The following is a 21,279-nucleotide window of genomic DNA, read 5'->3' on the forward strand; positions in this document are numbered from 1 at the left end:
CTGAATGATTTGTGAACGGGAAGTCCGCTTTTAAGTTAGGGATATTTAGTGAAGGAAAAGAAGTAGAAAACCCAAAGCCGCTGAATGCGGCCTTGAGTTTAGGGCCTGTCGGAAATCTGTAAGGCGAGCTGGTGGATGATGGCGGCCGTGAGCCCCCAGACAAACTGCTGCTGATACCAGGAGAGGTAAACCCGGTAGCGCTGCTGCTTGCGCTCGATATCCAGCGGGTAATAACGCGTTAGCGCGAAAGCCTCGTCCAACGGCATTTCAAACAACTCGGCGACTTCGTCTTCATTAGGATGGAACCGGGTCTGGGCGGCGATGAGCCCGATAACCGGCGTGACCTGAAAGCCGCTGACGCTGTCCAACGGCGGTAATACGCCCAATACCTGAACGTTTTCTGGCGGGATAGCCACTTCTTCCTGCGCTTCACGCAGCGCCGTTTCGATGAGCGAACGATCCTCTTTGTCTGCCGCCCCGCCGGGGAATGCCACTTGCCCGGCATGCTTACGCAGATCGGCAGAGCGTCGAGTCAACAAGAGTGTTGGCGTAGGATGGCAAATAATCGGCACCAGAACCGCGGCCTGACGCTGCTGGTGCACAGGCCGCAATGATGGCGGAAGCTGTAACTGAAAGCGCGTAATAAAGTCGTTCAGCGCAAAAGCCGTTGGTGGCAAGACGATCTCACTCATTTATTCGGTACCTGAATTGTCTGGGAACCGGACAGCAGGGGAAGGATACGGCCCACTTTATCAAACGTTTCCTGATATTCCGCCTGTTCCTGACTGTCAGCAACGATGCCGCCGCCCGCCCAGCAGTAAATTCTGCCGCGTTCGGTTAATAATGTCCTGATGGTGATATTGGTGTCCATCGTGCCACACAGGCTGATATAACCGACGCTGCCGCAGTAAGCATTACGGCGTTGAGGCTCCAGCTCTTCAATGATCTGCATGGCGCGGATTTTGGGGGCGCCAGTAATCGAGCCACCGGGGAAACAGGCGCGCAGCAGTGCGGTGGCGGGGCAATTATCCGGTAGCTGTGCTTCAATCGTACTGACCAGATGGTGTACTGCGGGAAACGGTTCGACGACAAACAGCTCCGGCACGTGGACGCTGCCCGGCACTGCGACGCGGCCGATGTCGTTACGCAGCAGATCGACAATCATCAGGTTTTCCGAGCGATCTTTCTCTGAGCGTGCGAGCCTTGCCGCCTGCTGTTTATCAGCCTCTGGGTCAGCGAGACGTGGCAGGGTGCCTTTAATTGGACGCGTTTGAATACGGCTATCTTCCAGCCAGAGGAAACGTTCCGGTGATACGCTGATGACGGTATTTTCCGGCAGGTGCAGGAAGGCGGAAAAGGGCGCCTTATTGCCTGCTGACAGTCGTAAAAATGCCTGCCATTCATCACCATCGTAAGCCGCAGAAAAACGCTGTGCCAGGTTAACCTGATAACAGTCTCCCGCCAGAAGGTAGTCCTGTATTTTGCGGAATTTTTCGCCGTACGCCTCGCGCGACATATTCGGCAGCCAGCTGCTGGTGAGCCTGAAATCGGCTTGCGAGGCGCTAACGGGCGGCGTGGCTAACCAGTCGAGCCGCGTCTGGAGGGAATGATGTACGATCAGCGTTAACGTCTGTCGCTGGTGATCGGCAACCAGTGCCCAATCGTATAAACCGACTGCCATATCCGGCAGGTCGATGTCCCGTTCAGCCTGCACGGGCAGCGCTTCTATCTGACGTCCCAAGTCATAGCCGAACAAACCCAGTGCGCCACCCTGAAAGGGAAAATCAGGGTGGGCTTCTGTGGGTAACGCTAACGTATCAAGCTGCTCTTGCAGCAGGGTAAAGGGATCGCCTTCTACGGTTTTCGTTACGCCGTCATGTGTGATTGCTGTTCTGTTTCCCCGCGTAGACAGCGTAACTCGCGGGTCAGCGACCATGATATCGAAGCGATTGTGCGGATGATCGGCAAACCCGGAATGCAGCAACATCGCCCACGGTTGTTGAGAAAAGGGCGCGAAGCGATCGAGCAGCACGGTCGGGTAGTAAGGCAGCGCGTGATGGATAACGGCGGAGCCCGTCGCAGTGGACGAATCGCTGGTGTTGGTGACGTGGGGCGTATTGGCGGCAGTCATGTTTTTCGTGTTGTGTCTACAGTATTGCTATGTTGATAGCGCGTCGATTTTCCTGCCCACAGCGTACCACAAAGCAGAAATGCTGGTGTATGCCGAAGCGGGCATGCGATGATACGTGCGAATTTACCAACCAGGAAATTATCATGATTGCAGGTATGCCCGCGCTGACGCATAAGCAGCAGCAAGAGGCCGTTGAGCGTATTCAGGAACTCATGTCTGAAGGCATGAGCAGCGGCCAGGCGATAGCACAGGTTGCCGCGGAGATCCGTCAGAATCATCAGGGTGACAACGTCGCGGTGATGTTTGATGAAGATGATGACACCGTTAATGACAGCGACGAAGAACACCATTTTGACGATGGTGAAGAAGAGGACGAGCAGTAACTGCGCTTCCTCTATACCGTCATACTTCAAATTGTCTGTGCGTTGGCCGCGTTTAACGACTTGGCTCATCGTGGGGCTCGCTCTGGCTAGCCAACGCGTTACGTGGTTCAAAACGTTAACACGTTGTCCTAAACCTCGAATTATGTAGGGGCGATGAGGGTTTATATCGCCGCAATGGCTTTGATTTCGACTTTAAATTTCGGGTGCATCAGCTTAGCCTGCACGGTGCAGCGGACGGGCGCACTGCCCGCCACGACCCAGGCATCCCACGCGGCGTTCATCGCGGCAAAGTCATCCGCATCGGCAAGAAAAATCGTCACGTCCAACAGCTTGCTCTTATCCGTTCCCGCCTGTTGCAGGATTGCATCCAGCGCGCCCAGCGCGTTCTCCGTTTGCGCCTGTGCACCGTCATCCAGATTCTCCGGCACGCTGGTGTAATACAGCGTGTTGTTGTGGATGACCGCGTCTGACCAGCGTGCTTCAGGATTAATACGTGTGATCGCCATGAGATGAATGTTCTCCATTGTGGGAATAATAAAAATGGTGGGGATAATAAAATAGGGTTATCAATCATTATCGACGTGCCAAGCCTAACACAGCGGGGGACGACTCGCTTTCCTGATTTAGGGTGGTAGCGTCGGATGACTCTTGGCATAATCAGCGCGATATTTTGCCGTGACCAGAAACGGTTAGTGGTGACAGACAACGTTTTTCTATGAAAAAGAGAGCAGGCGTGACGAACGATCGGGTAATCGATGATTTTGCGAATGACGGCGCGCTGGCGAAAGCGATCACGGGCTTCAAACCGCGTGAACCACAGCGGCAGATGGCGCAGGCGGTAACGCGTGCCATCGACGCTAAAACGGCACTGGTGGTGGAAGCGGGAACCGGAACCGGTAAAACCTATGCCTACCTTGCACCCGCCTTGCGTGCTGATAAAAAAGTCATCATCTCGACCGGCTCAAAAGCGCTACAGGATCAGCTCTATAGTCGCGACTTACCGACGATTGCGCAGGCGTTGAAGTACACAGGTAAACTCGCCCTGCTGAAAGGCCGCTCGAACTATCTCTGTCTGGAACGGCTCGAACAGCAATCGTTGGGCGGCGGTGATTTACCCGCCGAGGCGCTGAGCGAACTGGTCAGGCTGCGCGGTTGGTCGTCGGAAACGACGGAGGGCGATGTCACGACCTGTTCCGGCGTCGCGGAAGACAGCGCGATCTGGCCGTTAGTGACCAGCACCAATGATAACTGCCTGGGCAGCGACTGCCCGCACTATAAAGAGTGCTTTGTGGTGAAGGCGCGGCGTAAGGCGATGGATGCCGATATCGTGGTGGTTAACCACCATCTTTATCTGGCTGATATGGTGGTCAAGGAGACCGGTTTTGCGGAGCTGATCCCAGAAAGCGACGTGGTGATTTTCGACGAAGCCCATCAAATTCCCGATATTGCCAGCCAATATTTTGGCCAACAGCTTTCCAGTCGCCAGTTGCTGGATCTGGCAAAAGACATCATCATTGCTTACCGCACTGAAGTGCGTGATGCCTCTCAGCTGCAAAAAAGTGCCGATCGCCTGACGCAAAGTACGCAGGATTTTCGCTTGGCGCTGGGCGATCCGGGGTTTCGCGGGAACCTGCGCGATGTGCTCGAACAGCCGTCGCTTCAGCGTGCGCTCGTGCTGCTGGATGATGCATTGGAGCTGTGTTACGACGTCGCGAAACTGTCGCTTGGTCGCTCTGCGCTGCTGGATGCCGCCTTTGAGCGTGCCACGCTCTATCGCAACCGCCTAAAGCGGCTGAAAGAGGTACAACTGCCGGGCTATAGTTACTGGTACGAATGTAATTCGCGCCATTTTGTCTTAGCGCTGACGCCGCTGTCTGTCGCCGATCGTTTTCGCGAATTGATGAAGGACAAACCTGCTGCCTGGGTATTTACCTCCGCCACCCTGTCTGTTAACGATCAGCTCTTCCACTTCACCGATAGGCTGGGGTTGGATAACGCGAACACACTCCTGTTGCCTAGCCCGTTTGATTATGCCAATCAGGCGCTGCTCTGCGTGCCTCGTCATTTGCCGGAAACCAATCGTCCCGGTGCGGCGAAAAGGCTGGCGACGATGCTACAGCCGTTGATTGAGGCGAATCAGGGACGCTGCTTTATGTTGTGTACCTCGCATCAGATGATGCGTGACTTGGCCGCTGAGTTTCGCGCCATGCTGACGCTACCGGTGCTGCTCCAGGGGGAGACTGGCAAGGCACAACTGCTGTCGCAGTTTGTGTCGGCGGGTAATGCCTTGCTGGTGGCGACCAGCAGCTTCTGGGAAGGCGTGGATGTGCGCGGCGATACGCTCTCCTGCGTCATTATCGATAAACTGCCGTTTACCTCGCCGGACGACCCGCTGCTGAAGGCACGTATCGAAGATTGTCGGCTGCGCGGCGGCGAGCCTTTCGACGATGTGCAGGTTCCTGATGCGGTGATTACCCTGAAGCAAGGCGTAGGTCGCCTCATCCGTGACGTTGAGGATCGCGGTGTTATTGTGATTTGCGATAATCGATTGGTGATGCGGCCGTATGGCGCTGTATTTCTTAACAGCCTGCCGCCAACGCCGCGGACCCGCGATATTCGGCAGGCGATTAATTTCCTGACCCGTAATACATTTCCTGATCCGTAATACACTTCCTGTCCCATAACATATAGTCCTCGCTGGCGGTTGCCGTCTGTTCTGACCAACGGTGGGAGGGGCTGCGGTACGGCAGGGGGGTATGCTATGATACGGGTTGTTAAGATTTATTTATCCTGCCTGAGGTTGGCATGTCTACGCGAATTCTAGCGCTTGATACCGCAACGGAAGCCTGTTCCGTTGCACTCTGGAATGAAGGCGAAATTCATTCTCTGTTCGAAATTTGTCCCCGTGAGCACACACAACGTATTCTGCCGATGGTTCAGCAGGTGCTGGCCGACAGCGGTCTGACACTTAACGATCTTGATGCGCTGGCCTTTGGTCAGGGACCGGGAAGTTTTACCGGCGTGCGGATTGGTATCGGCATTGCGCAAGGGCTGGCGTTGGGGACGGATTTACCGATGCTCGGTATATCGTCACTGGCGACAATGGCACAGGGCGCTTTCCGCCTGACGCAAGCGACGCAAGTGCTGGCAGCGATTGATGCGCGAATGGGCGAAGTGTACTGGGGCTGCTATCAGCGCGCTGCTGACGGTGGCTGGCAGGGGGAATCCGAGGAAGCCGTATTGAAACCTGAACACGTGCAGGCCTTAACGGCTACGCTGTCAGGCGAATGGGGCACGGTAGGAACCGGATGGGAAACCTATCCTGAACTGGTCAGCCATGCCTCGTTGGTATTAACGAAGGGCGATGTGCTGCTGCCGCAAGCGCAGGACATGTTGCCGCTGGCCTGTCAGCTCTGGCAAGCAGGAAAAGCGGTCAGTGTCGAGAAGGCGCAACCGCGCTATCTGCGCAATGAAGTAACCTGGAAAAAGCTTCCCGGCCGCGAATAAATGGCATGCTGATATTGCGTGGAGCATAACTTCAAACAGCAACTTATTCGATGCTGAGCAGTCTAACTATCAGATATCTGAAGAAGGGGGTGTGCCATGTTTTTACTAATGAAAAGTGCACAGATGAAAAGTACGCGGATAAAAAATCTGCATCTGAATCAGAAAAAAGCACGCCTCTGTCTGGTGGCGGCGACGGTGCTGCTGCTTTCCGGCTGTGTCACGATACCGGACGCGATTAAAGGCACGTCGCCCACGCCGCAGGACGATCTGGTGCGTGTCATGAATGCGCCACAGATTTATGTCGGTCAGGAGTCACGCTTTGGCGGGCGAGTGGTCAGCATCCGCAATGAGGCACATAAAACCCGTCTGGAAATTGCCAGCATGCCGCTGGATAGCGGCGCGAAACCGCGGTTGGATATGCCATCAGAAGGACGTTTTATTGCCTATGTGAACCGCTTTCTGGAACCTGTCGATTTTAAAGACCAACTGGTGACCGTTGTTGGGCCGATTGTCGGCACCGAACAGGGTGCTATCGGTGATAAACCTTATCGCTATGTTGTGATCGACGCACAAGGCTACAAACGCTGGAATGTCGTGCAGCGTCTGGTGATGCCACCTGGCGGCTACGGTTATGGCCCGTGGGGATGGCGTGCGGGTTACGGCTATGGTTGGGGCCCCGGATGGGGATTTGACGGTGGCTGGCCGGGGCCGGCGCAGGTTGAGAATGTCGTGACAGAATAAAATTATTTCGTTCGACGTGAAGAGATCAGGCGACGCAGGTTGCCTGATTTTTTTTGAATAAAGAATAAATTAGTGATCGTTCTCGCAACCTTGACATTGTTTGTTAGCTAACTGGTAGGCTGAGTTAAAATAATGTTAATAACAATAGGCCTTTGAGGGCGACGATGATGCCACTAAAAAAATATCTCGGGAGTGACGTCTTGGAAAAAATTTGGTTATCACGCTATCCGGCGGACATGCCAGCGGAAATCGATCCGGATCGCTATTCGTCGTTAATTGACATGTTTGAAAATAGCGTAAGGCGTTATGCCGATCGACCTGCCTTCGTCAACATGGGTGAAGTGATGACATTTCGTAAGCTGGAAGAGCGGAGCCGGGCGTTTGCTGCCTATCTGCAAAACCAGCTTAAATTGCAGAAAGGCGATCGGGTAGCGTTGATGATGCCCAATCTGTTGCAATATCCCGTTGCGCTGTTTGGGGTGCTGCGCGCGGGGATGGTGGTGGTTAACGTTAACCCGTTATATACGCCGCGTGAGTTGGAGCATCAGCTAAAAGATAGCGGGGCGAGTACGATTGTTATCGTATCTAACTTTGCGCACACGCTGGAAAAAGTCGTCCATAATACGGCGGTGAAGCACGTGATCCTGACCCGCATGGGAGATCAGCTCTCTACGGCAAAAGGCACGCTGGTCAACTTCGTGGTGAAATACATTAAGCGACTGGTGCCCAAATACCATTTGCCGGATGCGATATCGTTTCGCCGTGTTTTGCAGGAAGGGCGGCGTCAGCAGTATATTCGTCCCGAGATTATCAATACCGATTTGGCATTCCTGCAATACACCGGTGGCACCACGGGTGTTGCTAAAGGCGCGATGCTCACGCACCGCAATATGCTGGCGAATCTCGAACAGTGTAAAGGGGCATACGGCGCTATTCTGCAAGAAGGCAATGAACTGGTGGTCACGGCGTTGCCGCTCTATCATATTTTTGCTCTCACGGTGAACGGCCTTCTGTTCCTTGAATTGGGCGGAAAGAATTTGTTGATCACTAATCCTCGTGATATTCCGGCGGTCGTGAAAGAAATGAAGCAATACCCGTTCACGGCTATCACTGGTGTCAATACGTTATTTAATGCGCTGCTCAGCAACAAAGAGTTCCACGAGCTGGATTTCTCAACGCTGCGTTTATCAGTGGGCGGTGGCGCATCGGTTCAGCAAGCGGTGGCAGAACGTTGGGAAAAGCTAACGGGTAAACATCTGCTTGAGGGATATGGACTAACGGAAAGTTCACCTCTGGTGTCCGTAAACCCCTACGATCTCAAACATTACAGCGGCAGTATTGGGCTACCGGTATCATCCACGGATGTCCGAATCATTGACGATGACGGCAACGACGCGGGACCGGGAGAATCCGGTGAGCTGTGGGTGCGAGGGCCGCAGGTGATGTTAGGGTATTGGCAGAAGCCTGCCGCGACGGATGAAGTGTTAAAAGACGGTTGGCTGGCGACAGGTGACATCGTCACGTCTGATGACGAAGGATTTCTGCGGGTCATCGACCGTAAGAAAGACATGATTCTGGTTTCCGGCTTTAACGTCTATCCGACAGAAATTGAAGATGTCATCAGCCGTCATCCCAAAGTGTCCGAGTCGGCGGTGGTTGGGGTGGCGAATGAAGTCTCTGGCGAAGCCGTCAAAGCCTTTGTGGTCAGGCGCGATAACTCGTTAACGAAAGAGGAACTCATTACCCACTGTCGCCGAAATCTTACCGGCTATAAAGTGCCGAAAGAGATCGAATTCTGCGACGATTTGCCGAAGTCTAACGTGGGGAAAATCCTGCGCCGTGAATTACGCGACGATAAGAAGGTGAAGAAAGACGCTGCCGCCTGACGATTTTCCACGAAAACGACTGCCAGAGAGTGGCAGGACGCGATATGATGTTTTCACGCCGGTTTATCCGGCGTTCTTTTTTATGGCGATACGGATTTGACTCAGAACCGTAAAGTAAAAACAACCAAGAGAATGACGTTTTGAATTATCAGTTGATCACTTCCGACATCGGGTTACAACAGGTTTGCTCTCAGGCGCGACGCTTTCCGCAGGTGGCATTGGACACGGAGTTCGTCAGAACCCGCACGTATTACCCGCAATTAGGGTTGATTCAATTGTATGACGGTGAACAGCTTTCACTTATCGACCCGTTAACGATTACCGACTGGGCACCTTTTCAGGCGTTACTGCGTGACGAACAGGTCACGAAATTCCTGCATGCAGGTAGCGAAGATCTGGAAGTATTTCTCAATGCGTTTGGAACACTGCCGACGCCGTTCATTGATACACAGATTCTGGCCGCATTTCTAGGTAAGCCGCTTTCTTATGGTTTCGCTGCGCTGGTGGCTGACTACATGGACGTGACGCTGGATAAAAGCGAGTCGAGAACGGACTGGCTGGCCCGCCCGCTGAGTGAAAAACAGTGTGATTACGCGGCCGCCGATGTGTTCTATCTGTTACCGATGGCCGCCCAACTGGTGGCGGATACGCAAGCCGCAGGGTGGATGAACGCCGCGTTGGACGAATGTCTCCTGCTTTGTCAGCGTAAGCAGGATATTTTGGCGCCAGCGCTGGCCTATCGCGAATTTGGCAATGCCTGGCAGCTGCGTGGTCGGCATCTGGCTTGCCTTCAGCGTCTGGCTGAGTGGCGTTTGCGTAAAGCGCGTGAGCGAGACAGCGCGGTGAATTTTGTTGTCCGTGAAGAGAACCTGTTACAGGTAGCACGTTGCCTGCCGACGTCACTGGGAGAACTGAGTTCGCTGGGGCTGAGCGGCCCGGAAATCCGCTATCACGGGAAAACGCTGCTGGACTGTGTTGCGCAGACGGACGGCATCGCGGATGTAGATTGTCCGCCACCCGTCATTAATTTGATCGACTATCCCGGCTATAAAAAAGCGTTTAAAGAGATCAAAGCGCTTATACAAAGCATGAGCGAACAGAGTGGATTATCAGCCGAGTTATTGGCGTCACGCCGTCAAATTAATCGCTTGCTCAACTGGCACTGGAAATTAAGTGGGCAAGATACGGGGATGCCGGAAATGTTGTCTGGCTGGCGCGGCCAGTTATATGGTGATGCGCTACGTGACATTGTGCAAGGCTATTAATTATCGGTAAACACGTTTTATCAATACGCCTTATTTGCTGTGATGATGGCATTATGGAAAAAGCAGCAAATAGGGTGATGAAAATACGGCGAAAAAAACAAAATAAGAAACAAAAATACTGGCTAAATACACAGGTCGTTGTGGAATCAAACGTCGTAATTTGAAGTATGGCGGAATAGTATGACGGGAGTAGTATGAAGGGAAATAGTTATCCCCTGCGTAAAAGCAGGGGATATCACAGCAGAAAAATCATTTAGGCGTTTCTTCCGCTTCCGGTAATGTCACGTTCAACTCAAGCACGGAAATATCATCTCCTTTTTGCTCAAGCTGAACTGTCACCATCTCAGGATCAATCTGTACATATTTACAGATAACCTCAAGAATATCCCGCTTTAACTGCGGCAGATAATGGGGTTCACTATCTCCCCGGCGTCGCTCCGCGACAATAATTTGCAGCCGTTCCTTGGCAATATTGGCTGTCGTTTTTTTGCGGGACAGAAAGAAGTCCAGTAAAGCCATAATTTATCCCCCAAAAAGTCGTTTAAGGAAACCCTTCTTCTCTTCTTCAACAAAACGGAAAGGACGCTCTTCGCCAAGCAAACGTTCAACGGTGTCCGCGTAGGCTTTGCCAGCATCGGCTTCAGTATCCAGAATGACCGGTTCGCCCTGGTTAGAGGCACGGAGTACGGACTGATCTTCAGGGATCACGCCAACCAGCGGAATCCGCAGAATTTCAAGAACGTCTTCCATGCTTAGCATGTCGCCGCGGCTCACTCGTCCTGGGTTGTAGCGCGTCAGCAGCAGGTGCTCTTTGATTGGATCTTCAGAGCGCTCAGCACGGCGTGACTTCGAGGACAGAATGCCCAGAATGCGGTCTGAGTCGCGCACGGAAGAGACTTCCGGGTTGGTGGTGATAATCGCTTCATCGGCAAAATAGAGCGCCATCAACGCACCGGTTTCAATCCCGGCAGGCGAATCACACACGATAAAATCGAATTCCATGTCGCCCAAATCGTTGAGCACTTTCTCTACGCCTTCATGCGTTAAGGCATCTTTATCACGCGTTTGCGATGCTGGCAGAATGTAGAGATTGTCCGTTCTCTTATCCTTGATCAGCGCCTGATTAAGCGTAGCATCACCCTGAATAACGTTCACGAAGTCATACACCACGCGACGCTCACATCCCATGATCAGGTCGAGGTTACGCAGGCCGATGTCAAAATCGATGACAACGGTCTTTTTTCCTTTCTGGGCTAAACCGGTAGCAATGGCCGCGCTTGATGTGGTCTTGCCAACGCCCCCTTTACCCGATGTAACAACAATGATGCGTGCCATAAATGTTTCCTTGGGAGATTCTAGTCTAGAGGTTTTATCGTTAAAACATTGTCCAGCTGGTTCAGGTTGATCCGCGCTGGCTGCCCAAAATACGGTTCAGGAATCTGGTCGCTCAGCCAGTAACGACCAGCGATAGAGACCAGTTCTGCGGCCAGATGCGTACAGAATATCTGGCTCTGAACATCGCCAGAAACGCCTGCGAGGGCTCGGCCGCGCATCATGCCGTAAATATGAATATTGCCATCGGCAATCACCTCAGCCCCTGCGCTGACGCTGCTTGTGACAATCAAGTCACAGTTCCGTGCGTAAATCTGTTGGCCGGAGCGTACGGGGGTGTTGATGACTTTCGTTTTCACCGCGGCAGGAACGGCGGCGACGGGTTCGACTACCCGGCGTTGTGCTTTACCTTCGCTCAGAAGGGGAAGCCCCGCCTGCGCAATGGTTTTCTTTAATGCATCGTCGGTGCATCCGCTGACGCCAACGACATGCAGGCCGGTTGATGATATGGCCTGCTGTAATTTTATCCAGTCAGTTTCCGCAGTTAATGCGGCCACGTTAATGACAACGGGGGCATTTTTCAGGAAAGCAGGCGCTTGCTCTATTTTTTCCTGTAGTGCCTGATAAATTACCTCGGGTTGGGAATCATGCAAATGAACAACCGATAAGGTAAAGCTGCTGCCTTTTAACTCTATTGGCGTTTGTGACATCTATCCTGACTCAGTTTCAGCATCTTTTAATCCCTAGAGTAACATTTAAGGCATGATATTCCAGAGCGCTGTAAGCATGTTATAGTCACAATTATATACAGGCAAGATGGCATTCCCATCAAATAGAGTAAAAAAAATGTTTTGTGTGATCTATCGAAGTGCTAAACGCGATCAGACCTATCTTTATGTTGAAAAAAAAGACGATTTCTCACGCGTGCCGGAAGAATTAATGAAAAGTTTTGGCACGCCGCAGTTAGCTATGGTCTTACCGTTGGATGGCCGTAAAAAACTGGCGAATGCCGATATAGAAAAAGTGAAACTTGCGCTACAGGAACAGGGGTTTTATCTGCAAGTTCCACCGCCGGTCGAAAGCTTATTAAACACGCCGATGTAAGTGTAAAAAAATAATACCAGTGCGTACTTTCAGATAAAGCCGCAAACATAATTTGGCGTGGAATATCTCGACCATTTACATGATATTCCGCGCGATAAATATTCATCTTCCACGTTTTACTCCGTCATCATTTAATTGTTTCCTTTTGGGATGCATTATGACGCCTTCTCCAGACTACGTGCTCGCCCGCCTTGCTCTCCTGAAATCTGTTGGGGTAACCCCCGTTACGATGATATAACGATGGTTTTGCACCATCGTGTTCTTATATAGCTGTTTTCCTTTTGGGCAGGTTCTGCACCACGAAAACAGCGATAATTCAACAGACAGGGCAGGAGAATACCCATGTATCAACACAGAGACTGGCAGGGCGCGCTGCTTGATTTTCCCGTAAATAAAGTCGTTTGCGTCGGAAGCAATTACTCCGAGCACATTAAAGAAATGGGCAGTGCGACTCCGGCTGAGCCCGTGTTATTCATCAAGCCTGAAACCGCACTGTGTGATTTACGCCAGCCCGTTGCCATTCCTAAAAACCTGGGCTCGGTTCATCACGAAGTTGAGTTGGCTGTGCTGATCGGTACGCCGTTAAAGCAGGCGAATGAAGAGCGTGTCGCCCGGGCGATTGCGGGTTACGGTGTCGCGCTGGATCTGACGCTGCGTGATTTGCAGTCCGAATTCAAAAAAGCGGGTCAGCCGTGGGAAAAAGCTAAAGCGTTTGACGGTTCCTGCCCGATTTCCGGTTTTATTCCGGTTGCCGAGTTTGGCGATCCGCAACAAACCGAATTGGGAGTAAAAGTGAATGATGAAGTGCGCCAGCAGGGTAATACGCGTGATATGATTACGCCGATTCTGCCGCTGATTGCTTACATGAGCCGTTTCTTTACGCTGCGCGCGGGCGATATTATTTTGACGGGTACGCCAAAAGGGGTCGGTCCGATCCTGTCTGGCGATATGCTGACGATTACGGTGAATGACCGGACGTTGAGCACACGTATTATCTAATGCCCCGGCTGCCCGTGTTGAATGACGGGCAGCAAAACCTCCCCGCCGCGCCCGCCAGAATCATGTACCTGATTTACAACGCTATCAATTTATCAACTTAAGTTAACTGGAAGAAACATGACTGAACGCCCTTTTTGGCAGCAAAAAACGTTGTCTGAGATGTCTGACGATGAATGGGAGTCGCTGTGCGATGGTTGCGGTCAGTGCTGTTTGCATAAACTGATTGATGAGGATACAGAGGAAATCTATTTTACCAACGTCGCCTGTAATCAGTTGAATATTAAAAGCTGCCAGTGTCGCAACTATGAGAAACGCTTCGAGTACGAACCGGACTGTATCAAGCTGACGCGTGAAAACCTGCTGACGTTTAACTGGCTCCCGGCGACCTGTGCATATCGCCTGATTCATGAACGCGAAGATTTACCGCAGTGGCATCCGCTGGTCTGCGGCACGAAGACGGCAATGCACCGCGAGCGTATCTCCGTGCGCCATATCGCTGTACGTGAGAGTGAGGTGGTGGATTGGCAGGATCACATTTTAAATAAGCCTGAATGGGCACGATAGTTGCTGCTCGGTGTGGCGGTTGTCTGGTTGACACTGTTTTCTGATAGAAACTGTTTACTGGCTAAAACAAGAAGCCCCTCAGTCTGAATCACTCAGAAGAGGGGCTTTTTATCGGGGGGAGCGTCAGTATTCATTAGTCATCCCATTTGGGGCTGAGGTACGCCGCCAGGAAGCTGAGAAAAAGAATGCCGCCCAATACGGCGATGAAGAGATTGATATTACCTAACATGATTGTTTCTCCTGAATAAATTAATTGCGATAGAAATACCTCATAGGGTGGAAAGTCATCGTTGACCTGCGATAGATACTATAGGACTGGGGCGCATGTTAATGAAGAAAAAACGCTCAAAAAGGGGCTGGTGGTTTACATCTCGTTGAGGTAGCACACGCGGTGCTTCACTGCCGGAATCGGAATGCGCATCTGCGTTTTGCCTGTCACTTCACACTTTTATTTTTCCTTGTGCGAATCATGCTGCCATCCCCAGCATAAATCGTGACGTGTTGTATAATTTTAGAGCAGTATAACCAGCAGAGGGGGAGAGCATGTGATTAACTTTGAGAAAATCATTCTTGAGTACAGTGAGCAGTACACCGATTTTGCTGCCTCCACGATTGCTTTCATGGAAAGTCAGGAAAAAAAGATCGACGCAGATGAAATATCACGAAGAATCCCGCAGGAAAAAAGGCCTTTTTTCAACGAAAGATTAGGCCACTATCGCGATATCTACAGGCCACAGCAGTGAGCGTTCGCGCAAGCCTGTGAGGCGTAGAAACGGTTACCAGAAGCCCGACAACAGTGTCGGGCTTTTCGGTTTATATGTGAAGCGCCTTCTGTATTCATCCGCTTATGGATTAACGGCTGAAGAGATCGCGGCGTTTGGGGCGGAAAGGTTGAGCGATCAATACCAGCACGGCAATCACCAGATAAGCGACAAAGATGCCAAGCAGCCATTGTGGCATTTCCAGAGAGAGGAATTCCCACTGACGCACTGAGCAATCACCTGTCGCATTGAAAATGGCGGGAAGCCATTTGTCTAACGGTAACCATGACGGGAAGCTGACAAAGAAATCACAGGTGGTAAACGGCGACGGATTTAACAAGATATCCGTGTGTTTCCATGCCAGTCGAACCCCTTCGTAGGAACTGTATATCCATAGCGCGATGGCCGGGTAACGCAATGCCGTTGATGGCGCGATGGCGCCAACAATACCTGCGGCGAACACGCCCCATAGCGCACAGCGCTGATAGATACACAGCACGCACGGTTTTAATAGCATAACGTGCTGAAAATAGAGCGCGGTCAATTCCAACGCTAAAGCAGTAAACGCCAGCAGCAGCCACGCACTACGCCCGCGTGAGCAACGATTAAGAAATCGCAACATAAAAATATTCCATGCTAAACATGATTAAAGCAGCAGTGTAAACCGTTCTGGCTTCACTGCCATCATTTCACTGTGCAAAACGTAACGATATGTTTATTTAATGCTTTTCTGTCATTTTACGGCGGCGAACATCGCATTGATAACGTCATCAAGACGGAAATGGTCGCTGCCGTGATTACTATACACGATCGTGATTATGAGTGACTGCCTGATAGGGTCAAGTTTGGCAAAGAAATCCAGTGGTTATTCATTAAAAAATCGGTAAAGGGCACGAGTGTGAATTCCACGCCAAGCAAACCGACCAGCGTCATCACAATCGTGTAAGGCAACGCCATGATGACCATGCGCCCGTAAGACAGGCGGATGAGCGGCGCCAAAGCAGACGTCAGTAAGAATAGAAACGCGGCTTGCCCATTTGGGGTGGCGACGGAAGGCAGGTTGGTGCCGGTATTGATCGCCACGGCGAGCAACTCGAACTGATGGAGCGAGATATGGCCGTTCTCAAAGGCATTGCGTGCCTCGTTAATGTAAACCGAACCAACGAAGACGTTATCCGATATCGATGATAGCAGGCCATTGAACAGGTAAAACTGCGTCAATTGTGCGCTCTCAGACGATTGCAGAACGTAATGGATAATTGGTGAAAACAGCTGCTGATCGATAATGACGGCGACGATGGCAAAAAACACCGTCAGCAGCGCGGTAAACGGCATGGCATCCTGAAACGCTTTACCGATGGCATGTTCTTCGGTCACGCCACAGAACGTCGTGGCCATGATAATCACGGAAAGGCCAATCAATCCGACCTCAGCCAGATGAAACGCCAGTGCAACAATCAACCAGATGCCAATCACGGCCTGTACGAGTAAACGAGCTTTATCTTGCGGTGTACGCTTTTCCGTCATATCCCGGTCGTAATCCTCAAGTACACGTCGTACGTTGTCTGGAAGACTGACGCCGTAGCCGAAGAGTTTAAAACGCTCAACCAGCACGCAGGTCAGGATACCGCAAATAAACACCGGGACGGTCACTGGCGACATGCGCAGGAAGAAGCTGACGAAATCCCAGCCTGCGCTTTTTGCGATAATCAGGTTCTGAGGTTCTCCCACCATTGTCATCACGCCGCCCAGTGCCGTACCGACGCCAGCGTGCATGAGCAGGCTGCGCAGGAATGCCCGGAATTGCTCCAGCGTACAATGATGCTCCTCGCTGCTTAGCGTGCTGTCATCGCTGATATCGGCCTCATCTTCGCCCTGTTGGGATGCAAAACGGTGGTAAATCCCATAAAACCCGATAGCGACGCTGATAACCACAGCAATCACGGTCAGCGCATCAAGGAAAGCGGAAAGGAAGGCGGCAGCGATACAAAAAGCAAGTGATAGCAGCGTTTTGGAATGAATGCGCAGCAGCAGTTTGGTAAAGACAAAGAGCAGCAGTTGCTTCATGAAATAGATGCCCGCCACCATAAACACCAGCAGCATGAGGACTTCAATATTTCCTGTGACTTCATGCCACACCTGCTGCGGGCTGGTCATTCCGATCAATATCGCCTGGAGCGCCAGCAGACCGCCGGGCTGTAGCGGATAACATTTCAGCGCCATGCCGAGCGTAAAAATAAACTCCACGACCAATAACCAACCGGCCCAAAACGGGCTGACAAAATAAAACAGCAGCGGATTAATCAGCAAGAAGCAAAAAATAGTCAGTTTGTACCAGTCTGGCGCGTATCCCAGAAAATTTTTTAACAGCGCGCGGTGGAGGGGCATGCCGATCATAATGGGAGAGGAATCCTTACTCGTTAGAATAGTTTGATGGTTTTCATCATATCGTAAAAACTTTACAAACGGTCAGAAGTCTACCGTTCTACGCGGCGAGAGAGCGGTTTGCAGTCACAATTTTTCATTGAAATGGTTCGGTGCCTGAGTGCGGCGCTATATCATGATTCTTTCGTCTGGTATTATGATTTGGCTTTTTTCGGCAATCACTGCTACGGATTATCAAACACATGGTTATAAAGACATGGTTATAAAGGCGCAAAGTCCGGCTGGATTCGCGGAAGAATACATTATCGAAAGTATATGGAATAACCGCTTTCCTCCTGGCTCTATTTTGCCCGCGGAAAGAGAACTGTCTGAACTGATCGGCGTGACCCGGACTACCCTGCGTGAAGTGCTTCAGCGCTTGGCTCGCGATGGTTGGCTGACGATACAGCACGGGAAACCAACAAAGATTAACAATTTTTGGGAAACGTCCGGGCTCAATATTCTGGAAACGCTGGCGCGACTTGATCACGATAGTGTGCCGCAATTGATCGACAACCTGCTGGCCGTGCGAACCAACATCGCGGCCATCTTTATTCGGACGGCGTTACGGCATAATCCGGAAAAGGTGCGTGATGTCTTGACTCAGGCAAACGCGGTAGACGATAGCGCAGAAGCCTTTGCGCAGCTTGACTACAACGTGTTCCGTGGTTTGGCTTTTGCCTCTGGCAATCCGATTTATGGTCTGATCCTGAACGGCCTGAAAGGTCTGTATATTCGCGTCGGGCGCTACTATTTTTCCAACCCGGAAGCCCGCAAGCTGGCGGTGAATTTTTACGGTCGGTTGGAAGCGTTGCGCAGCGAAGAGTTATACGATCAAGTCATGGATGTCGTCAGACATTACGGTAAAGAAAGCGGAGCGATTTGGCACAGTATGCAAAGCGCCATCCCGCGGGATATCGCAGAAGTACGCCGCTAAGGCGCTTACCGCTTCGCTGGATTGTAAAAAGGTGAATTGGTGAAAAGGGTATTCAGGCTATGCCTGAATCCCCTTTGTCTTTGGTCGTGTGCCCGAACGCCGTTACGTGGATGCCGTTCCGTTACGCGGCGGGCAGCGTTCCAGCAGTTCAACGCTGCCATCTGCGTTAGCCTGTTCCAGATAAACGTCGAACCCCCACAGGCGATGGACGTGCTTCAACACTTCCTGGCTGCTTTTATCCAGCGGGGCGCGGTTATGCGGAACATAGCGCAGCGTCAGCGCCCGATTACCACGCAAATCCACATTCCAGACCTGAATATTCGGCTCCAGATGGCTAAGGTTGTACTGTGCGGAGAGTTCCTGCCGGATCAGGCGATAGCCTTCTTCGTCGTGAATCGCGGCAATTTCCAGATAGTTGTTGCGATCGTCGTCCAGCACCGTAAATAGCCGGAAATCACGCATCAATTTAGGCGACAGGAACTGGCTGATGAAGCTCTCGTCCTTGAAGTTCTGCATCGCAAAATGCAAGGTATCGAGCCAGTCTTTCCCCGCGATATCGGGGAACCAGTAGCGGTCTTCGTCCGTCGGCGACTGACAAATACGTTTGATGTCCTGAAACATGGCGAAGCCCAGCGCATACGGGTTTATTCCGCTGTAATACGGACTGTTATACGGCGGCTGATAAATCACGTTGGTATGGCTGTGCAGGAATTCCAGCATAAAGCGCTCAGTGACCCGGCCTTCATCGTAGAGATGGTTCAGAATGGTGTAGTGCCAGAACGTCGCCCAGCCTTCATTCATGACCTGAGTCTGCTTCTGCGGATAGAAATATTGGCTGACTTTACGCACGATGCGCAGAACCTCTCGTTGCCAGGGTTCCAGCAGCGGCGCATTTTTCTCCATAAAATAGAGCAGGTTTTCCTGTGGCTCTTGCGGAAAACGTCTCGCTTGCTCCGGTGCGGCACCTTGTTCGCGCCGTGGTAATGTCTTCCAGAGATCGTTAACCTGGCTTTGCAGGTAGGCCTCGCGGCTTTTCTGGCGAGATTTTTCCTCTTCAAGCGAAATTTTTTGTGGGCGCTTGTAGCGGTCAACGCCGTAATTCATCAGCGCATGGCAGGAATCTAACAGACGCTCCACCTCATCCACGCCATAACGCTCTTCGCATTGCGCGATATATTGCCGGGCAAACAGCAGATAATCGACAATGGAGCTGGCGTCGGTCCAACTGCGGAACAGGTAATTACCTTTGAAGAACGAGTTGTGTCCATAGCAGGCATGTGCCATGACCAGCGCCTGCATCGGCAGCGTGTTCTCCTCCATCAAATACGCGATACAGGGATCGGAATTGATGACAATTTCGTATGCCAGTCCCTGCTGCCCGTGTTTGTAACGCTGTTCGGTTTCGATAAATTTCTTCCCGAACGACCAGTGGGCATAGTTGATCGGCATTCCTATACTGGAATAGGCGTCCATCATTTGTTCTGAGGTGATGACTTCGATCTGATGAGGATAGGTTGCCAGACGATACAGCTTGGCTACCCGATCAATTTCATCAAGGTAAACCTGCAACAACTCAAACGTCCAGTCCGGTCCATCACTCAGGCGAAGTGTTTTTTTTACCTGATTATCCGTTGATATAGCCATCAGCGCGCCCCCTACGTGACCAACCTGCGCGCAATCGCACAGGCATAATTAATCGTAGCTCAATCTGACAAAAGTGATGAGAAAACGGTGGCTTGGCGTAACAACTTGGTGGAGAGCGGCAATAGCGAAATGCTATCGCTGCGGCGGATGACAATTTCTTACCAAATGGTAGAGTAGTCCTGAATTTTATCTTTTAGCCAGTGTTTTACCCCAATAAAGTCGTATTTTTCTAGCGAATTAGCCCTTAAACAATTCGAGTTACAGGAAAGGCAACGTACCGGTAGCGTGAAAGAGAATGGGCAGAGGCAAATGGTCGATAACGGAAGGAAAGGGAGAGCGGTAGCATGCGGGTTGTGATTCTGGGAAGTGGCGTAGTTGGTGTGAGTACCGCCTGGTATCTTGCGCAGGCGGGGCATGATGTCACCGTTATCGACAGGCAGCCGGAACCGGCGTTGGAAACCAGCGCCGGGAATGCCGGGCAGATTTCCCCCGGCTATGCCGCGCCCTGGGCTGCGCCGGGAATACCGCTGAAAGCAATAAAATGGATGTTTCAGCGCCATGCGCCGTTGGCGATCCGGCCTGATTTCACGGCCACACAGCTGTGCTGGATGTGGCAAATGTTGCTTAACTGCGATGCGCGCCACTATAAGACCAATAAAGCGAGGATGGTTCGTCTGGCGGAATACAGCCGTGACTGCCTGCAACAGCTGCGACAGGACACGGGTATTCAGTACGAAGGTCGGCAGGGCGGAACGCTGCAACTGTTCCGTACCGAACAGCAATATGACAATGCGACACGGGATATCGCCGTGCTGAAAGAGGCTGGCGTCCCGTATCAACTGCTGTCCCGTCAGGAGTTGGCCTCTGTTGAACCCGCGCTGGCGAATGTGGCGGAGAAACTGACGGGTGGGCTGCGTTTACCGCATGATGAAACGGGTGATTGTCAGCTGTTCACCCGTCAACTGGCGGCGATGGCTGCCGATGCGGGTGTCGCCTTTAAGCTGGGACGTAACATCCGCCAACTGCGGGTGGAAGGGCAAAACGTGACGGGCGTACAGTGCGACGATGAAATGATCGTGGCGGACGCTTATGTGATGGCCTGCGGTTCCTATTCAACGGGGCTGCTGCGGCAGTGGTTCGATATTCCGGTTTATCCGCTGAAAGGTTATTCACTGACGATTCCGCTGGCGGATGATGCCTCAGCACCGGTTTCTACCGTGCTGGATGAAACCTACAAAGTGGCAATAACTCGGTTTGATCGCCGCATCCGCGTTGGAGGAATGGCAGAGGTCGTAGGCTTTAATACCGATCTGAACCCTAAACGGCGTGAGACGCTGGAGATGGTGGTACGCGATCTGTACCCCCATTGCGGCCCGATTGAACAAGCGACATTCTGGACGGGGCTGCGCCCGATGACGCCAGACGGCACGCCGCTGGTAGGGCGTTCACCGCTGAAAAATCTGTATCTGAATACCGGGCATGGCACGTTAGGCTGGACGATGGCCTGTGGCTCAGGGAAGTTGCTGGCGGATATTCTGTCTGACAAATCACCGGAGATTGAAGGCGATGATTTGTCCGTGTCTCGCTATACGCGTTAATGT

Annotated in this window: 22 protein-coding genes; 12 read left to right on the forward strand and 10 right to left on the reverse strand. The window is 52.0% G+C overall.

Annotated features, from left to right (window positions below):
• Positions 1 to 98: 98 nt before the first annotated feature.
• Positions 99 to 692 (reverse strand): CoA pyrophosphatase, encoded by a 594-nt coding sequence (locus LCF41_RS10615; protein WP_225088007.1) that lies wholly within the window; start codon positions 690 to 692, stop codon positions 99 to 101.
• Positions 689 to 2,131 (reverse strand): aminodeoxychorismate synthase component 1, encoded by a 1,443-nt coding sequence (gene pabB, locus LCF41_RS10620; RefSeq protein WP_225088008.1) that lies wholly within the window; start codon positions 2,129 to 2,131, stop codon positions 689 to 691. Before pabB ends, LCF41_RS10615 begins: the two co-directional genes overlap by 4 nt.
• Before the next feature lie 143 nt (positions 2,132 to 2,274).
• Between pabB and LCF41_RS10625 the strand changes: the two genes are divergently transcribed.
• Positions 2,275 to 2,514 carry a YoaH family protein gene (locus LCF41_RS10625; protein ID WP_225088009.1) on the forward strand — a complete coding sequence of 80 codons (240 nt, stop codon included), beginning with the start codon at positions 2,275 to 2,277 and terminating at the stop codon, positions 2,512 to 2,514.
• Positions 2,515 to 2,675: 161 nt separating this feature from the next.
• Here LCF41_RS10625 and LCF41_RS10630 read toward each other — a convergent pair whose 3' ends face one another.
• Complete coding sequence (locus tag LCF41_RS10630; RefSeq protein ID WP_015840168.1) at positions 2,676 to 3,020, reverse strand: RidA family protein; 345 nt, start codon at positions 3,018 to 3,020, stop codon at positions 2,676 to 2,678.
• A 209-nt stretch (positions 3,021 to 3,229) separates the two neighbouring features.
• Here LCF41_RS10630 and yoaA point away from each other — a divergent pair, with 209 nt between their 5' ends.
• The 5 genes from yoaA (at position 3,230) to rnd (ending at position 9,913) form a co-directional block, all read left to right on the forward strand.
• Entirely contained in the window at positions 3,230 to 5,179 is a 1,950-nt protein-coding gene (gene yoaA, locus LCF41_RS10635; RefSeq protein WP_225088010.1) for a DNA repair helicase YoaA, read from the forward strand.
• Between the two features lie 140 nt (positions 5,180 to 5,319).
• The gene (gene tsaB, locus LCF41_RS10640) at positions 5,320 to 6,021 is read left to right on the forward strand and encodes a tRNA (adenosine(37)-N6)-threonylcarbamoyltransferase complex dimerization subunit type 1 TsaB (RefSeq protein WP_225088011.1); all 702 of its coding nucleotides are present in this window, start codon (positions 5,320 to 5,322) and stop codon (positions 6,019 to 6,021) included.
• Positions 6,022 to 6,144: 123 nt separating this feature from the next.
• On the forward strand, positions 6,145 to 6,762 hold the full coding sequence (locus LCF41_RS10645; protein ID WP_431191563.1) for a Slp family lipoprotein: 618 nt from the start codon (positions 6,145 to 6,147) through the stop codon (positions 6,760 to 6,762).
• 200 nt (positions 6,763 to 6,962) lie between these two features.
• A complete protein-coding gene (gene fadD, locus LCF41_RS10650) occupies positions 6,963 to 8,648 on the forward strand; it encodes a long-chain-fatty-acid--CoA ligase FadD (RefSeq protein ID WP_225088013.1) in 1,686 nt (561 codons plus the stop codon).
• Positions 8,649 to 8,788: 140 nt separating this feature from the next.
• On the forward strand, positions 8,789 to 9,913 hold the full coding sequence (gene rnd / locus LCF41_RS10655) for a ribonuclease D (protein WP_225088014.1): 1,125 nt from the start codon (positions 8,789 to 8,791) through the stop codon (positions 9,911 to 9,913).
• 249 nt (positions 9,914 to 10,162) lie between these two features.
• On the opposite strand, the gene minE is transcribed toward rnd, so the two are convergent.
• Genes minE through minC form a run of 3 tightly spaced genes read right to left on the reverse strand, consistent with a single transcriptional unit; the run spans position 10,163 to position 11,955 of the window.
• Complete coding sequence (gene minE, locus LCF41_RS10660) at positions 10,163 to 10,432, reverse strand: cell division topological specificity factor MinE (RefSeq protein ID WP_015840174.1); 270 nt, start codon at positions 10,430 to 10,432, stop codon at positions 10,163 to 10,165.
• Between the two features lie 3 nt (positions 10,433 to 10,435).
• Positions 10,436 to 11,248 carry a septum site-determining protein MinD gene (gene minD / locus LCF41_RS10665; RefSeq protein ID WP_039511326.1) on the reverse strand — a complete coding sequence of 271 codons (813 nt, stop codon included), beginning with the start codon at positions 11,246 to 11,248 and terminating at the stop codon, positions 10,436 to 10,438.
• Between the two features lie 20 nt (positions 11,249 to 11,268).
• Positions 11,269 to 11,955 carry a septum site-determining protein MinC gene (minC, locus tag LCF41_RS10670; protein WP_010275486.1) on the reverse strand — a complete coding sequence of 229 codons (687 nt, stop codon included), beginning with the start codon at positions 11,953 to 11,955 and terminating at the stop codon, positions 11,269 to 11,271.
• Between the two features lie 136 nt (positions 11,956 to 12,091).
• On the opposite strand from minC, the gene LCF41_RS10675 reads away from it, so the two are divergent.
• The 3 genes from LCF41_RS10675 (at position 12,092) to ycgN (ending at position 13,912) form a co-directional block, all read left to right on the forward strand.
• On the forward strand, positions 12,092 to 12,349 hold the full coding sequence (locus LCF41_RS10675; protein WP_225088149.1) for a YcgL domain-containing protein: 258 nt from the start codon (positions 12,092 to 12,094) through the stop codon (positions 12,347 to 12,349).
• Between the two features lie 342 nt (positions 12,350 to 12,691).
• Complete coding sequence (locus tag LCF41_RS10680) at positions 12,692 to 13,348, forward strand: fumarylacetoacetate hydrolase family protein (RefSeq protein WP_180741087.1); 657 nt, start codon at positions 12,692 to 12,694, stop codon at positions 13,346 to 13,348.
• A 117-nt stretch (positions 13,349 to 13,465) separates the two neighbouring features.
• Positions 13,466 to 13,912, forward strand: a complete 447-nt coding sequence (gene ycgN, locus LCF41_RS10685) for a cysteine cluster protein YcgN (protein ID WP_010275477.1) — start codon at positions 13,466 to 13,468, stop codon at positions 13,910 to 13,912.
• A gap of 133 nt (positions 13,913 to 14,045) precedes the next feature.
• Here the strand turns inward: ycgN and mgtS are convergent, their stop codons facing one another.
• On the reverse strand, positions 14,046 to 14,141 hold the full coding sequence (gene mgtS, locus LCF41_RS10690; RefSeq protein WP_039300147.1) for a protein MgtS: 96 nt from the start codon (positions 14,139 to 14,141) through the stop codon (positions 14,046 to 14,048).
• A 316-nt stretch (positions 14,142 to 14,457) separates the two neighbouring features.
• Here mgtS and LCF41_RS10695 point away from each other — a divergent pair, with 316 nt between their 5' ends.
• Positions 14,458 to 14,655: a DNA polymerase III subunit theta gene (locus LCF41_RS10695; RefSeq protein ID WP_010275471.1), complete on the forward strand. Its 198-nt coding sequence runs from the start codon at positions 14,458 to 14,460 to the stop codon at positions 14,653 to 14,655.
• A gap of 109 nt (positions 14,656 to 14,764) precedes the next feature.
• Here LCF41_RS10695 and dsbB read toward each other — a convergent pair whose 3' ends face one another.
• Positions 14,765 to 15,295: a disulfide bond formation protein DsbB gene (gene dsbB, locus LCF41_RS10700; protein WP_225088015.1), complete on the reverse strand. Its 531-nt coding sequence runs from the start codon at positions 15,293 to 15,295 to the stop codon at positions 14,765 to 14,767.
• A 194-nt stretch (positions 15,296 to 15,489) separates the two neighbouring features.
• Positions 15,490 to 17,070 carry a sodium/proton antiporter NhaB gene (gene nhaB / locus LCF41_RS10705; protein WP_225088016.1) on the reverse strand — a complete coding sequence of 527 codons (1,581 nt, stop codon included), beginning with the start codon at positions 17,068 to 17,070 and terminating at the stop codon, positions 15,490 to 15,492.
• A 244-nt stretch (positions 17,071 to 17,314) separates the two neighbouring features.
• Here nhaB and fadR point away from each other — a divergent pair, with 244 nt between their 5' ends.
• Entirely contained in the window at positions 17,315 to 18,034 is a 720-nt protein-coding gene (gene fadR, locus LCF41_RS10710) for a fatty acid metabolism transcriptional regulator FadR (protein WP_015840182.1), read from the forward strand.
• Between the two features lie 102 nt (positions 18,035 to 18,136).
• On the opposite strand, the gene LCF41_RS10715 is transcribed toward fadR, so the two are convergent.
• Positions 18,137 to 19,678 carry a SpoVR family protein gene (locus tag LCF41_RS10715; protein ID WP_225088017.1) on the reverse strand — a complete coding sequence of 514 codons (1,542 nt, stop codon included), beginning with the start codon at positions 19,676 to 19,678 and terminating at the stop codon, positions 18,137 to 18,139.
• 344 nt (positions 19,679 to 20,022) lie between these two features.
• Between LCF41_RS10715 and LCF41_RS10720 the strand changes: the two genes are divergently transcribed.
• Entirely contained in the window at positions 20,023 to 21,276 is a 1,254-nt protein-coding gene (locus LCF41_RS10720; RefSeq protein WP_225088018.1) for a D-amino acid dehydrogenase, read from the forward strand.
• Positions 21,277 to 21,279: the final 3 nt, after the last annotated feature.

The sequence above is a fragment of the Pectobacterium colocasium genome, from assembly GCF_020181655.1.
GTDB classification, from domain to species: Bacteria; Pseudomonadota; Gammaproteobacteria; order Enterobacterales; family Enterobacteriaceae; genus Pectobacterium; species Pectobacterium colocasium.

What these genes read in the sequence shown, in the direction of transcription:
- ycgN (WP_010275477.1), top strand. Translation starts at nt 13,466, where the DNA reads ATGACTGAACGCCCTTTTTGGCAGCAAAAAACGTTGTCTGAGATGTCT.
- LCF41_RS10630 (WP_015840168.1), bottom strand. Translation starts at nt 3,020, where the DNA reads ATGGCGATCACACGTATTAATCCTGAAGCACGCTGGTCAGACGCGGTC.
- LCF41_RS10720 (WP_225088018.1), top strand. Translation starts at nt 20,023, where the DNA reads ATGCGGGTTGTGATTCTGGGAAGTGGCGTAGTTGGTGTGAGTACCGCC.
- LCF41_RS10645 (WP_431191563.1), top strand. Translation starts at nt 6,145, where the DNA reads ATGAAAAGTACGCGGATAAAAAATCTGCATCTGAATCAGAAAAAAGCA.
- LCF41_RS10680 (WP_180741087.1), top strand. Translation starts at nt 12,692, where the DNA reads ATGTATCAACACAGAGACTGGCAGGGCGCGCTGCTTGATTTTCCCGTA.
- dsbB (WP_225088015.1), bottom strand. Translation starts at nt 15,295, where the DNA reads ATGTTGCGATTTCTTAATCGTTGCTCACGCGGGCGTAGTGCGTGGCTG.
- minE (WP_015840174.1), bottom strand. Translation starts at nt 10,432, where the DNA reads ATGGCTTTACTGGACTTCTTTCTGTCCCGCAAAAAAACGACAGCCAAT.
- LCF41_RS10625 (WP_225088009.1), top strand. Translation starts at nt 2,275, where the DNA reads ATGATTGCAGGTATGCCCGCGCTGACGCATAAGCAGCAGCAAGAGGCC.
- minC (WP_010275486.1), bottom strand. Translation starts at nt 11,955, where the DNA reads ATGTCACAAACGCCAATAGAGTTAAAAGGCAGCAGCTTTACCTTATCG.
- pabB (WP_225088008.1), bottom strand. Translation starts at nt 2,131, where the DNA reads ATGACTGCCGCCAATACGCCCCACGTCACCAACACCAGCGATTCGTCC.
- LCF41_RS10715 (WP_225088017.1), bottom strand. Translation starts at nt 19,678, where the DNA reads ATGGCTATATCAACGGATAATCAGGTAAAAAAAACACTTCGCCTGAGT.
- fadR (WP_015840182.1), top strand. Translation starts at nt 17,315, where the DNA reads ATGGTTATAAAGGCGCAAAGTCCGGCTGGATTCGCGGAAGAATACATT.
- LCF41_RS10615 (WP_225088007.1), bottom strand. Translation starts at nt 692, where the DNA reads ATGAGTGAGATCGTCTTGCCACCAACGGCTTTTGCGCTGAACGACTTT.
- LCF41_RS10675 (WP_225088149.1), top strand. Translation starts at nt 12,092, where the DNA reads ATGTTTTGTGTGATCTATCGAAGTGCTAAACGCGATCAGACCTATCTT.
- yoaA (WP_225088010.1), top strand. Translation starts at nt 3,230, where the DNA reads ATGAAAAAGAGAGCAGGCGTGACGAACGATCGGGTAATCGATGATTTT.
- nhaB (WP_225088016.1), bottom strand. Translation starts at nt 17,070, where the DNA reads ATGATCGGCATGCCCCTCCACCGCGCGCTGTTAAAAAATTTTCTGGGA.
- tsaB (WP_225088011.1), top strand. Translation starts at nt 5,320, where the DNA reads ATGTCTACGCGAATTCTAGCGCTTGATACCGCAACGGAAGCCTGTTCC.
- minD (WP_039511326.1), bottom strand. Translation starts at nt 11,248, where the DNA reads ATGGCACGCATCATTGTTGTTACATCGGGTAAAGGGGGCGTTGGCAAG.
- mgtS (WP_039300147.1), bottom strand. Translation starts at nt 14,141, where the DNA reads ATGTTAGGTAATATCAATCTCTTCATCGCCGTATTGGGCGGCATTCTT.